This is a genomic window from Hutsoniella sourekii ATCC 700629 (assembly GCF_000518205.1).
Classification (GTDB): domain Bacteria; phylum Bacillota; class Bacilli; order Lactobacillales; family Aerococcaceae; genus Hutsoniella; species Hutsoniella sourekii.
In genome coordinates, this window is the sequence record NZ_JADD01000039.1 from 1 (window position 1) to 12,601 (window position 12,601).

Here is a 12,601-nt window from a genome sequence, read left to right on the forward strand (position 1 = left end):
ATAACATGGAAAAATCATACTCTCTCGGTCGACCAAAGAGATAGGGGTGATGAATTTCTAAGTCTTCAACAAATTCGTGAATGGTCCAGACAATATGATTGGATTCTGGAGAATATTGAGTTGAGAGTTCTAAAGTGAGTTGGTTTATGTTATAATGGTTACACATTGGAGGTAGTCCTTTCTGGATTATCTTTAAACAGAGGGTCCGATCCTCTGTTTTTTAATTTTACTAACTTAATTATACCATAAAGCCCACCAAGAATGTTGATATATCAACACTCTTGGTGGGTTTTAGATTGACTTATCTTACAGCCTCAATTAATAGCCCATCGATTTAAATAGAGCATTCTAAATGGTGAAGCGAGCTCTACTCGATTGGACTTGTTCCGCTCTCAAATTAATGATAAACTGTAGGTCAATAGTTATGGCGTTGATGAGAGGAAGTAATTAGCAAGTAGCAGAGAGAGAACCTAGGCTGCAAGTTCTCATGCTAATGAAAGTAGCTCGGAGCTTTAAAATATGAAGGTAATAGTAGTATTTTACGGAGACTTCTTCGTTATCAAAGTTTGAGAGATTCTATAGAATCTAAATTTAGGTGGTACCACGTTATTGACGTCCTATTTCTTTAGAAATAGGACTTTTTTATTTTGAGGAGGAATTTAATGAAGGAAATGTCTACCAAATATAATCCCAATCAAGTTGAGGAAGGACGCTATCAAAAATGGTTGGACGCGGATGTATTTAAACCAAGCGAAGATCCAGCAGCAGAGCCTTATTCGATTGTGATCCCACCTCCCAATGTGACAGGGAAATTGCACTTAGGACATGCTTGGGATGTAACCTTACAAGATATGATTATCCGTCAAAAACGGATGCAAGGATATGATACGGTCTGGTTACCAGGTATGGACCATGCAGGAATTGCCACTCAAGCAAAGGTAGAAGAACGTTTGCGTCACCAGGGAATTTCTGGACGAGAATTAGGGCGAGATAAGTTCTTAGAGAAAACTTGGAAATGGAAAGAAGAATATGCCGGTATCATTCGTCAGCAATGGGCCAAGATGGGGATTTCTGTTGATTACTCAAGAGAATACTTTACCCTGGATGAGTATTTAAGTCGGGCAGTAAAAGAAGTATTTGTCCAATTGTATAAGAAGGGTCTCATATATCGTGGTGAGTATATTATAAACTGGGATCCAGAAGCGCAAACGGCTTTGTCGGATATTGAGGTTGAACACAAGGAAGTGCAAGGTGCCTTCTACCATATAAATTATCCAACTGTTGGCAGTGATGAATCGGTTGAAATTGCTACCACCCGCCCTGAAACCATGTTAGGAGACACTGCCATTGCTGTGCATCCAGAAGATGAACGCTACCAACACTTAATTGGTCAGAAAGTTCTCCTGCCTCTGGTCAATAAAGAAATTCCGGTGGTAGCCGATGACTATGTAGATCGTGAATTTGGAACCGGTGTAGTTAAAATTACACCTGCCCACGATCCTAATGACTTTGAAGTGGGTAATCGTCATAATTTACCTCGAGTCAACGTAATGAACAAGGATGGATCAATCAACGATCGGGGCGGTAAATATGCTGGCTTGGATCGTTTTGAAGCTCGTAAGCAAATTGTCGCTGACTTAGAGGCTGAAGGCTATCTGATTAAGGTTGAAGAGCACCTTCATTCGGTTGGCCATTCAGAGCGATCCGGAGCTGTAGTTGAACCTTACTTATCTACTCAATGGTTTGTTAAGATGAAGCCCCTCGCCCAAGCAGCTATCGACAATCAATCCAGTGAAGATGCGGTTAATTTCTACCCGCCACGATTTAACCATACTTTCCTTCAATGGATGGAGAATGTCCATGATTGGGTTATTTCCCGTCAGTTATGGTGGGGACATCAGATTCCAGCTTGGTATCATAAGCAAACAGGTGAAGTTTATGTAGGCACACAGCCGCCTCAAGACGAGGAAAATTGGGAACAGGATCCGGATGTATTAGATACCTGGTTCTCGTCAGCCTTGTTACCATTCTCAACGCTGGGATGGCCTGAGGAAACGCACGACTTAGAGCGATACTTCCCAACCAACACCTTGGTTACAGGCTATGATATTATCTTCTTCTGGGTGAGCCGAATGATCTTCCAATCTTTGGAGTTTACGGGACGCCGTCCGTTCAATAATGTACTTATTCATGGTCTCATTCGAGATCCAGAAGGGCGTAAGATGTCCAAGTCTCTCGGGAACGGAATCGACCCAATGGATGTTATTGATGAATATGGGGTGGATGCTTTACGTTGGTTCTTGGCTAACGGTTCTACACCAGGTCAAGATATCCGCTATAGCCCAGATCGGATGGCTGCAGCCTGGAACTTTATCAATAAGATATGGAATGCTTCGAGATATGTTTTACTAAACTTGGACGAAGGAATGACAATCGATAATATTCATATCGGTGATGATCTGACAATTGCAGACCGGTGGATCTTATCGCGTCTTCAAGCGGTGATAGAAGACGTGACTCGTTTGTTTGACCGTTTTGAATTTGGTGAAGCGGGTCGGATTCTGTATCATTTTATTTGGGATGACTATTGTGACTGGTATATCGAAATGACCAAAGAAGCTTTACAAGATAGTTCAAGTAATAATCAAACCACGCAAAGTGTATTGATTTATGTTTTGGACCAATTTTTACGACTCTTGCATCCTATCATGCCGTTTGTTACTGAAGAAATTTGGCAACATATTGCCCCTCATGGTCAATCTATTGTTGTTAGTGAATACCCTCAAATTGTAGAAGATTGGAAAAATTTACAAGCCGAAGAGGCCATGCAACAATTAATTGAAGTCATTCGTTCAGTTCGCTTGATTAGAAATGAAATGAACACCCCTCTATCTAAAGAAGTTGATATTTATATTAAAGTTGACAGTTCAACTACCAAGGATATCCTAGTTCAAAATCAAGCCTATTTGGAACGCTTCTGTAATCCATCCCAACTAATAATTGATGAAGATTTACAAATTTCTGACCAAGTTGTCACTCAAACAACTTCTTTTGCTCAAATCATGATGCCATTGTTGGGTTTGGTGAAGGTTGAAGATGAGATCAAACGCTTGGAAGCTGAAGCAGTTAAGTTAAGAAAAGAAGTCGAACGGGTTGAAAAGAAATTAGCCAACCAAAACTTTGTTGCCAAGGCTCCTGAAAAGGTTGTAGCTGAAGAAAAAACGAAAGGTGAAGACTATCATAAGCAACTCAAAGCGGTTGAAGATCAAATCAAGCAATTACAGGAATTAATTTAAGTAATATTTCCCAAAATGAAATAAATCATAATCAAAATTAACACAAGCCTCACATTGGTAAAGGATAATTTTCTTCAACCAGTGTGAGGCTTGAGTTTTGTTATCGTTCATCACTCTTTGTGTTAAATGTACAATTAATGATTAATATTGTAATCAAAAGACAAAAATAAAAATTTTTAATGTATTTTTCGAAAAAATGTGTATTTATATAATAGAGGGACAGAAAGGGGTTGTTTGTTGAAAATAAAATCTTACGTGCAAGAAGTTCCCGAAGACGTGCGTCCCAGAGAAAGACTGAAAATATACGGGGCCGCAGCCTTATCGAATCAGGAGTTACTAGCCATTTTGTTTCGTACGGGAACGAAGGATTATAACGTTATGGAGTTAGCGATGTATTTCTTGATGAAATTTGAAAACCTTCAAGATATAAAAAATGCTAGCCTGGATGAGTACGAATCAGTTAAAGGTATTGGGCCGATAAAGGCGATCGAATTAAAAGCAGCGATCGAATTAGGAGTCAGGATTGCCTCTAGCCATTTACCCAAGCATGGAAAAGTTACATCTACTCACTTAGCCGGTCAGTGGCTGATCAAAGAAATGGGACATTTGCAACAAGAAGTGATGACTGTTCTATTTTTGAATAGTAAAAATGAAATAATCAGATATCGAACGATATTTAAAGGAACCATAAACACTTCTGTTGCTCATCCTAGAGAAATTTTTAAAGAGGCGGTTAGGTATCCAACGGCCCGACTAATCGTTGCCCACAACCATCCTTCTGGGAATACAGAGCCTTCACATGCTGACTTAATCTTTACGAGACGGCTTAGATTATGTGGAGAAATGATGGGAATCGAATTATTGGATCATTTAATTATAGGCGATCAAGCATATTTAAGCTTAAAAGAAAAAACCGATATTTTTGAAGACTAGGAGCTATAAAATGACAAATAAATGGTTACTGCCTTTGGAATTTGAATTAAAGAATGAAAAAGTCGATTTTGATAAACTTAGTGAAGACCAACAGACCATTGCCATGAGGGCCTTGAAAGTCGGCAGAGTCGATGGAATTCTTGAGGGAATGGCATTAGGACAAGTATTGGCTTTGAAAACCTTGATTGACTATTGGGTAGACAAAGAAATGACCTTGGAAGAAGTCGCTGAGATTATTCCTTATGATTTTGATGAGATTGACAAGCTCCATCATGAGAATTATCAGTCACTTGTTGAGCAATATATACCATCAATGAAATTGAAGTTTGAATCTGAATCATAAGACTTGTAATAAGTTATGGTTATGATAGAATAAACTTATGTTTTTGTAATAGGTAAGAATATTTGCTTGAAGTTATTATTGATTGATAAGTTTAAGATAAATACTGCAATTAGTTGTTGAGGTGTAGCCTAATAAGCTCTCTTTCGTACCCTATCAAGAATAAATATGAAAGAGGAGGTAAGATTATGGCACAAGGTAAAGTAAAATGGTTTAACGCTGATAAAGGCTTTGGTTTCATCGAACGTGAAGGTGAAGCAGATGTATTCGTTCATTTTTCTGCGATCCAGGGTGAAGGTTTCAAGACTTTAGAAGAAGGTCAAGAAGTTTCATTCGAGATTGAAGAAGGAGAACGTGGCCCTCAAGCAGCTAATGTTGAAAAATTATAATTCAGTTAACCAGACTTCGGTCTGGTTTTTTTATTTTACTCATAAATATATATATGAAGAATTAATACTCATCATTCCTGAGAAATTTAATTAACTTCCCTAAGTAGTAAAATGAGGGTAATAACCCTTTGGCGACTTAGGGACTTTTTCCTTGAAAAATTTTTCAGCTTGACTCTAATAACTAGTAATTTCTAGTTTATCAAGTAAAGTTTGGTGGCATTTCCTACTTGATATTTGCTATAATGATTGGAGTATTCATCTGATGCAAAAGGGGGCTTGGATATGTCTATTTTCAAGAAGCAAGGTTTGGGAATAGATTTAGGAACGGTTAATACGATCATTTACCTTAGAGATAAAGGGATTTTTCTAAAAGAACCGACCCTTTTAGCTATAGATAGAGAAAGCCAGGAAATTCTTGCATTTGGTCGCGAAGCGGAAGCCCTCATCGGTCGCAGTAATATGGATCAAATTGAGATTATCCGCCCCATTAAAGATGGGGTCATTCATAATTTCACCTTAACCAAAGAATTGTTGGCACATTTTCTATCAAATTTTATCAAGAAATCGTTTCGGAAGCCGGAAGTGGTGATTTGTATTCCTAGTACGATCTCCAAAGTTGAACGTCAGGCAGTTGTTGAGGTGATTCGCGATTTGGGGGTTCAAAAGGCCTCCATTGTTGAAGAACCTTTTGCAGCAGCTATTGGATCCGACTTAGCCATTAATCAGGCCAAGGGACGAATGATAGTCGATATTGGTGGAGGAACGACTGATATCGCAACCATATCTTACAATGATATTGTTGATAAGCTTACGATCCGTGCTGCTGGTAACCGGATGGATGAAGCAATACAAACCTACATTCGTAATCAGTACCAGCTAGTAATCTCAATTGAAACTGCCAGAAAACTTAAGGAAGAGATTGGCAATGCCCAATATAGTGAAGTAGATAAGGACGACCAATTATTGATTGATGGTCTAACAATTATCGATAGTAAACCTAAGCATCAATTAATTAGGGCTGAGATTGTAGCTTTGGCACTAGATGAAGTGATCCAAGAAATTGTTACTGCCATCAAGCAGGTGCTTCAAGTAACACCGCCGGAGATGATGGTTGATCTGATGGACGGAGGTGTTCTTCTTAGTGGGGGAGCTTCTCTACTAAAAAGACTACCTGAACGCTTGTCTGATGAGATCGGCTTGACTTTTGATTTAGTCTCAGCGCCTATCGATGCTGTGGCTATCGGAGCGGGTCGACTTGTCGATCATTTAGAAACAATTAAGGATTAATAAATGAATCATTATCAGAATAGAAATGGGGTTCCAGATGTTAAATAATAAAAAATTAATCGCACTTCTTCTATCAGGTATTGCGATAGCAGCCTTAATTACCTTTACTTTATTAAATGGATCTCACAATGTGGTGACAGGAGCAGTCAATGATGCAGGTGGTTGGGTTGGACGGATCTTTTCAGCACCTGCTAATGGAGTAGTTGGATTTGTGGACTCGGTTGATGAGTTGATTAATACACATGAAGAAAATCAAAAGCTTAAAAAGAGTATTAATCAAGTAAATGAGCTACAAGTTAGAATTGCCGACTTAGAAGCTGAAAATGAGAAGATGCGACAAGAGCTTGATCTATCAGAAATTCTTAGTAACTATGAAATTATCCATGGGACAGTTATTTCACGTAACCCAGACCAATGGATTGAAACTTTGACTGTCAACGTTGGTTCCAATCAAGGGGTAGAAGAAGATATGGCTGTTATGGCTGGAAATGGTCTGATCGGACGGGTCATTGAAGTCAATCCAACTAGCTCCAAAGTAGTGCTCTTGACTTCTCAACAATCTAACGAAGGAAAAGTCGCTGCGTCGATTCAAACTCGAGACAATAGCTCGGCCAATGGAATTATTTCAGGTTATGATCCTTCTAGCGGCCATTACATCATGACCCAAGTGAACCCTGAAGCCAAAATTGAAGCAGGAGACATGGTGATTACATCCGGCTTGGGAGGAATTATTCCGTCTTCATTATTAATAGGTGAAGTTGTTAAAACCTCAACAGATGACCATGGTTTGTTCCAAGTGGTAGAGATCATGCCTGCTGGTGAGTTAACGGATATTCGATTTGTGACTATTATTAAGCGCCAAACAGGGCCAGCCACTCTTCCGGTGCTTGACTCCGGTGCGGAATCATCCTCACCTGAAGCAAGGGAAGGGGATGGATCAGTTAATTCTGCTGAACCAGAAGCTTCAGAACTTGAAGATCCTACTGCTGAGCCACTTGAACCAGCTGATCAAGCGAGTCAAGAAGAAGGGGAGGCCGTTTCATGATCAAGTCGACACGGAGCCAAAGAATTCGGTGGACGATCCCATTTATCTTATTTTTGACTACTATCTTCGATTCAGCTTTGCCTGCTGTATTCCCTGTTGCTTTCTTAGGTCATAATCAAGTGATTATTCCACATTTAACACTTTATTGGATTGTCACTTTTGCTTTTTTTCTCAGAGATAGCAGTATTTTACCGTGGAGTTTTTTAGCCGGTCTCTTTTATGATGGATATAACACGACCTTTCTGGGTTTATACGGAGTGATTTATTTAATCACGACTTATATCATTCATAAGTCTAAGAAATTTTTCCCACACAATGTTTGGATCCACCTGATGCTATTTATTGTTGCCATTAGTTTTGTTGATATTTTGGTTTATTTATTTTACAGTGAACTGGGAGTCACGCAATTAGCTGGCAGTCTATTCTTGGTAAATCGCTTGGGTCCAACGCTAATATTTAATATTGTGGCTTTTATCTTGTTATATTTTCCAACCAACTCTCTATTGGGTTGGTTAGGCTATACTAAGTTTAAATTATTTTAAAAAAGAGGCCCTGCCTCTTTTTTATTTTTGATTAAAAGAGCATTAAATGGTAAACTAATTAAAATTTAATTTTGGAGGATCAAATATGAAAAAGTTAGTGAAACTATCGACTATATTGTTTTTACTTGTTTTAGCCTTTGTTCCAATCAACCAAGCTAAAGCAATTACTGTTGAAGAAATTAAGGACCGCGGGGAAATTGTCATGGGAACTAGTGCGGACTTTCCCCCCTTTGAATGGGTTGTATTAGAAGATGGTAAGGAAAAAGAAGTTGGTGTTGATATTGAATTGGCACAAAAGATTGCTGAAAAATTAGGGGTCCAATTAAAAATAGTTAATACTAGCTTTGATAGTTTAGTTCAAAGTGTTAAAACGGGTAAAGTTGATATGGTTTTAGCAGGAATGGCCTACACTGAAGAAAGAGCAAAAGAGGTTGCTTTTTCCGAGGTCTATTATTCAAATGCTAATCAATTTGTAACGTCAAAAGAAATAGCGGATCATTTCCAAAGCTTTGAAGATATTGAGAAACATCGCGTGGGTGTGCAAAAAGGTTCCATCCAAGAAGGCCTAGCCAAGGAATTTATTCCGAACGCTGAGCTGACGATGATGAGTGATAACCCTGATTTGATTCAAGCTATTTTGGTGAATCGCTTAGATCTGGCTTTGTTTGATAGCTTAGTGGCTCAACAATTTGTGGCCCAACATCCTGATAAGTTGACCATCTTATCAGATCTTGAAATTGAAAATCAGGATCAGGGGATTTCAGTTGTGACTGCTAAGGAGAGTCAAGATTTACTAGCTGTTATAAATGAAGTTCTCAAGGAACAAATGGCTGAGGGAACAATCGACCAGTGGGTTGACCACTATATTCAATTAAACGCCCAAGGCTCAAATTAAGACAACTATCAAGCTCATTCCATGGTATAATGGAATGAGCTTTATTCTATTGAGGTGATAAGATGGATAGTAATCAAGGTCAAATAAATGATTGGTACCGTGAAAATTTGGATTGGATCGTATCTGGTTTACAGAAGTTGTTACAATTCCCAACCATTTATGATGATACAAGCATCCAAGATCAGGCTCCTTACGGGATGGCCATTCATGATTGTTTGAGATGGTTGGAAACTTTTGCCAAACAAAGAGGATTAGCGACCCAATGGGGGGATGGCTATTACTTGACAGTCAGCTTACCGGCTAATGCTAAGACAAATAGTAAGAAGCGTATAGATGGAGTTGGACATATTGATGTGGTCAGTGTGGATAACCAGTGGCACTATCCTCCCTTCGGTGCCCAAATAGACCAAGGTAAAATTTATGCGCGTGGTAGTCAAGATATGAAGACTCAAGTTTGGCTGATGCTGGTTAGCTTAATATTTATAAAGGACTTACCCGTATCCCGCTTCAATGATCTCCAAGTAGTGATTGGTACTGATGAAGAGCGGACCATGCAAGATATGGTCTATTATGTTGAGCAAGAAGGATTGCCGGATTTCATGTTTACTCCTGACTCTTCTTTTCCGATCTGTCTAGGTGAATTTGGCGATGCAACATTCACTGTTAAGGGATGCTATCATTCGTCAATGATTGAATTTATGTCTACTTCTAACTCTGAAAATATTGTCTGCGATCATGTAGAGATAGGTTTAACCCCTGAAGGTTATCAGCGAGTGAAGTCGATAATGCCCGACTTGGACCACCATTTCCAGTTAAAAGATCATCTATTAATAGTCTCTGGAAAGGCAGCCCATAGTTCAAAAGTAGATCTAGGCGATAATGCACTCACCAGATCCTTTGCATTCTTAACTAATCACTTGGACCAAACTTGGGCGGAACCCTACTATCAAGCCTTAGCCGATCCTCATGGTACAGGACTTGGATTAGAGCCCTACTATTCACCTATGGGAGCGGTTTGCTTGAACCCTTCGCAGATTCAATTAAGCGCTGATTATTTTGAACTAGTGATTGATATTCGCTACCCGGATCCCTTAACGCGTGAAGAATTACAGGAAAGACTGGAAAGTCATCTCCAACCAGAAAATATCAGTTGCCACTTTGATATGCCTGTAACTCAAGTATCATTAGAAAATGATTATGTTCAAGCCTTATTAGAAGTGTGCCAAAGAAACCTGCCAAACTTAAAGCGACAACCCTTTTATAGTGCTGGCTTGACTTATTGCAAAGTGTTTCAAGAACGTGGGGTCGCCTTTGGCACTCATTTTGACGAAAGTGGAATGGCTAACTTGGCCCACCAACGGGATGAATATATGACCTTAGATTTGATAAGCTTATTAGGTCAAATACTGACCGAGGCTTATCTAGCTTTAGCAACTATATAAAAGGAGTGATTGAGTGTCTTTAGTACAAAGATTCGGTCCACATAAAGAGTACGCTTGGTTTAATCTTAATGAAAGTGAGATCAAAAATATCTCACAAGTGAGCGATGAAACAGGAATCAGTGAAGAAGCTTTAGTTTATGCCCTGGATGATAATGAACGTGCCCGGATTGAATATGATGACGATAACGATATGTTTATTATCATTTATAACGTTGCGAGCCGGGACATTAGTGATTTCCACTATAATATTATGCCGATGACCTTTTTCATTAAGGATCAGACGATGATCACCATTTCGAATGATCAAAATGGCTATGTTGTTGAGGAGATGAAACGCTATATTTCTAGACACGAAAAAGAAAGTCTAACGAAGTTTCTTTTTCAAACGCTGTATTTAGTTACTAAGAGATACTTCCCGCTCGTTGAATCGATGGACCGGGAACGAATTCATTTATCTAATGAACTAAGAGAGCGCACGACCCGGAAGAATTTATTCCATTTATCAGATTTAGAGACAGGTATTACTTATTTTAGAACCGCTGCCAGACAAAACGCAGCTTTATTTGATCAGTTGACAACTCGACAATTTATCCGCACCATCACCGAAGAAGAAGAGGAACAATTAGAAGACACCGTGATTGAAGCCAAGCAATTAGTTGAAATGACTGAATTATCTTCTGAAATATTGGCTCAATTATCAAACACTTATAATAGCGTGCTAAATAACAACCTTAATGAAACCATGCGTATTCTAACCGTACTTTCAATCTTATTGACAGTTCCTACAATTGTAACGGGTTTCTTTGGGATGAATATGGAGCTTCCCATTGATGACGGTCCCTTTGCCTGGATAGGAACTATTGTTATTACTATTTTGATTTCAATTGCCTTGGCTAAATTTATGAATGATTCCTTTGATAATTAAAGCTAGTGTTTCTTGATAAATATCTTGACCCTTTAAGGAGTTTTTGATAGTATAGTCTTGTTGTATTTGTGCACCACAAACTGCAACCGCACATATTACGTTTTAAGTGGACCATCCCACGTAACGTGGCGAGTCTCGGTGTAGAAGCTATGCTTCGAAAAATAAAATAGGAGGTGCTTGAATGTACGCAATTATTAAAACAGGCGGAAAACAAGTAAAAGTTGAAGAAGGTCAAACAATCTTTGTTGAGAAATTAGATGCTCAAGAAGGAGATAAGGTGACTTTTGATGAAGTAGTTTTTGTTGGAGGAGACAATGCTAAAGTTGGAACTCCATTAGTTGAAGGAGCTACAGTTGAAGCAACTGTTGAAAAGCAAGGACGCGGCAAGAAAATTACTATCTTCAAATACCGTCGTCGTAAAGACTCTCATACTAAGAAGGGTCATCGTCAACCTTATACAAAACTTACAATTAACGCAATTAATGCTTAATGATTCAAATAAACTTTGATTTCAACCAACCAGATCAAATTCAGAGGGTAACCGTGACTGGTCATGCCGGTTACGCCGATGCTGGCTATGATATTGTCTGTGCTGCTGTTTCTTCTCAAGTGATATCGGTAGAGAATTCGCTTCAGCACATTCTCCATTATCCGGTTCAAGTTGAGGTTAATGAGAGTGAAGGCGGTTATTTATCTGTCCAATTGGATGATAGCCACAGCAAGAATCAGATTCAGGCTAGTCAGTTGTTAATGCAACACTTGCATTTAGCATTGAGTGTGATAGCAGAATCTTATCCGGAATTTGTTCAGGTCAAGGACAATTATGAATACTAACAGGAGGTGCTCGATATGTTAAAGTTAAACTTACAACTATTCGCAACTAAAAAAGGTGGCGGTTCTACTGCCAACGGTCGTGACTCTCAAGCGAAACGTTTAGGAGCTAAAGCTGCTGATGGTGAGACGATCCACGGTGGATCAATTATTTACCGTCAACGTGGAACTAAGATTCATCCAGGTGTAAACGTTGGTCGCGGTGGCGATGATACTTTATTCGCTTTATGTGATGGCGTTGTTAAATTTGAACGTAAAGGACGCAACCGTAAACAAGTATCTGTTTATCCAGTTGCTTAATTTTATCCAAGGAGGCTGTAAGGTAAGTCCTCAAAAAAACCCAGATTTTTATTCGACAAGAATAAAAATGCTGGGTCTTTTGATTTGTTCTAAAGATCAGAGCCAATTTTCTCATGTTCGTGGCCATTAACGCCAGTCCAATCTCATTATGAACCTTATCAATTCCTCTTACATGGAATCGGTTGAACCCTAAATTCGCCTTCAAATGTCCGAATGCGGGTTCCACATCCGTTTTTCGAAGGCTGTATATTAAGCTGTATTCTGGATCTGACAAGAGCTCTCGTTGCTTGGCTTTGTAGTACTCCCACTCCGGATTGATGGTTACCTTCCTAAGATACCCTTTAGGGGTGAGTGCGGATTCGATCAGATTTTGATT

At 39.1% G+C, this 12,601-nt stretch carries 14 protein-coding genes, 1 pseudogene and 2 other annotated features; of the genes and pseudogenes, 13 read left to right on the forward strand and 2 right to left on the reverse strand.

The window, feature by feature from the left end:
* Positions 1-166, reverse strand: a pseudogene (locus tag T408_RS12235) (IS1182 family transposase); the annotation flags it as partial.
* Positions 167-421: 255 nt separating this feature from the next.
* Positions 422-623: a binding site (T-box leader), on the forward strand.
* A 39-nt stretch (positions 624-662) separates the two neighbouring features.
* On the opposite strand from T408_RS12235, the gene T408_RS0108520 reads away from it, so the two are divergent.
* From T408_RS0108520 to rpmA, 13 genes are all read left to right on the forward strand, one after another.
* Positions 663-3,296, forward strand: coding sequence for a valine--tRNA ligase (locus T408_RS0108520; RefSeq protein ID WP_028119552.1), 2,634 nt, complete (start codon positions 663-665; stop codon positions 3,294-3,296).
* 243 nt (positions 3,297-3,539) lie between these two features.
* Positions 3,540-4,229, forward strand: a complete 690-nt coding sequence (radC, locus tag T408_RS0108525) for a RadC family protein (protein ID WP_084544009.1) — start codon at positions 3,540-3,542, stop codon at positions 4,227-4,229.
* A gap of 10 nt (positions 4,230-4,239) precedes the next feature.
* Complete coding sequence (locus T408_RS0108530; protein WP_028119554.1) at positions 4,240-4,572, forward strand: hypothetical protein; 333 nt, start codon at positions 4,240-4,242, stop codon at positions 4,570-4,572.
* A 185-nt stretch (positions 4,573-4,757) separates the two neighbouring features.
* Positions 4,758-4,958 carry a cold-shock protein gene (locus T408_RS0108535; protein ID WP_028119555.1) on the forward strand — a complete coding sequence of 67 codons (201 nt, stop codon included), beginning with the start codon at positions 4,758-4,760 and terminating at the stop codon, positions 4,956-4,958.
* Positions 4,959-5,240: 282 nt separating this feature from the next.
* A complete protein-coding gene (gene mreB, locus T408_RS0108540; protein WP_028119556.1) occupies positions 5,241-6,245 on the forward strand; it encodes a rod shape-determining protein in 1,005 nt (334 codons plus the stop codon).
* A 37-nt stretch (positions 6,246-6,282) separates the two neighbouring features.
* The gene (gene mreC, locus T408_RS11310) at positions 6,283-7,290 is read left to right on the forward strand and encodes a rod shape-determining protein MreC (protein ID WP_084544005.1); all 1,008 of its coding nucleotides are present in this window, start codon (positions 6,283-6,285) and stop codon (positions 7,288-7,290) included.
* Positions 7,287-7,832, forward strand: a complete 546-nt coding sequence (gene mreD / locus T408_RS0108550) for a rod shape-determining protein MreD (protein WP_035420496.1) — start codon at positions 7,287-7,289, stop codon at positions 7,830-7,832. Before mreC ends, mreD begins: the two co-directional genes overlap by 4 nt.
* Before the next feature lie 85 nt (positions 7,833-7,917).
* Positions 7,918-8,727, forward strand: a complete 810-nt coding sequence (locus T408_RS11315; RefSeq protein ID WP_051444859.1) for a transporter substrate-binding domain-containing protein — start codon at positions 7,918-7,920, stop codon at positions 8,725-8,727.
* A 62-nt stretch (positions 8,728-8,789) separates the two neighbouring features.
* A complete protein-coding gene (locus T408_RS0108560) occupies positions 8,790-10,169 on the forward strand; it encodes a M20/M25/M40 family metallo-hydrolase (RefSeq protein ID WP_028119558.1) in 1,380 nt (459 codons plus the stop codon).
* Positions 10,170-10,182: 13 nt separating this feature from the next.
* A complete protein-coding gene (locus T408_RS11320) occupies positions 10,183-11,094 on the forward strand; it encodes a magnesium transporter CorA family protein (protein ID WP_051444860.1) in 912 nt (303 codons plus the stop codon).
* Positions 11,095-11,168: 74 nt separating this feature from the next.
* Positions 11,169-11,240: a sequence feature (ribosomal protein L21 leader region), on the forward strand.
* A gap of 35 nt (positions 11,241-11,275) precedes the next feature.
* Complete coding sequence (gene rplU / locus T408_RS0108570; RefSeq protein ID WP_028119559.1) at positions 11,276-11,584, forward strand: 50S ribosomal protein L21; 309 nt, start codon at positions 11,276-11,278, stop codon at positions 11,582-11,584.
* Positions 11,584-11,928 (forward strand): ribosomal-processing cysteine protease Prp, encoded by a 345-nt coding sequence (locus tag T408_RS0108575; protein WP_028119560.1) that lies wholly within the window; start codon positions 11,584-11,586, stop codon positions 11,926-11,928. Before rplU ends, T408_RS0108575 begins: the two co-directional genes overlap by 1 nt.
* 15 nt (positions 11,929-11,943) lie before the next feature.
* Positions 11,944-12,225, forward strand: coding sequence for a 50S ribosomal protein L27 (rpmA, locus tag T408_RS0108580; protein ID WP_028119561.1), 282 nt, complete (start codon positions 11,944-11,946; stop codon positions 12,223-12,225).
* Here rpmA and T408_RS12030 read toward each other — a convergent pair.
* A partial coding sequence (locus T408_RS12030) for a transposase (RefSeq protein ID WP_157060786.1) occupies positions 12,167-12,601 on the reverse strand: 435 nt, incomplete at its 5' end. The two genes, rpmA and T408_RS12030, sit on opposite strands and share 59 nt — an antisense overlap.

Coding starts and splice junctions, on each gene's coding strand:
- T408_RS0108560 (WP_028119558.1), top strand. CDS start 8,790: ATGGATAGTAATCAAGGTCAAATAAATGATTGGTACCGTGAAAATTTG.
- T408_RS0108535 (WP_028119555.1), top strand. CDS start 4,758: ATGGCACAAGGTAAAGTAAAATGGTTTAACGCTGATAAAGGCTTTGGT.
- T408_RS11315 (WP_051444859.1), top strand. CDS start 7,918: ATGAAAAAGTTAGTGAAACTATCGACTATATTGTTTTTACTTGTTTTA.
- mreD (WP_035420496.1), top strand. CDS start 7,287: ATGATCAAGTCGACACGGAGCCAAAGAATTCGGTGGACGATCCCATTT.
- T408_RS0108530 (WP_028119554.1), top strand. CDS start 4,240: ATGACAAATAAATGGTTACTGCCTTTGGAATTTGAATTAAAGAATGAA.
- rplU (WP_028119559.1), top strand. CDS start 11,276: ATGTACGCAATTATTAAAACAGGCGGAAAACAAGTAAAAGTTGAAGAA.
- mreB (WP_028119556.1), top strand. CDS start 5,241: ATGTCTATTTTCAAGAAGCAAGGTTTGGGAATAGATTTAGGAACGGTT.
- T408_RS0108520 (WP_028119552.1), top strand. CDS start 663: ATGAAGGAAATGTCTACCAAATATAATCCCAATCAAGTTGAGGAAGGA.
- T408_RS0108575 (WP_028119560.1), top strand. CDS start 11,584: ATGATTCAAATAAACTTTGATTTCAACCAACCAGATCAAATTCAGAGG.
- mreC (WP_084544005.1), top strand. CDS start 6,283: ATGTTAAATAATAAAAAATTAATCGCACTTCTTCTATCAGGTATTGCG.
- rpmA (WP_028119561.1), top strand. CDS start 11,944: ATGTTAAAGTTAAACTTACAACTATTCGCAACTAAAAAAGGTGGCGGT.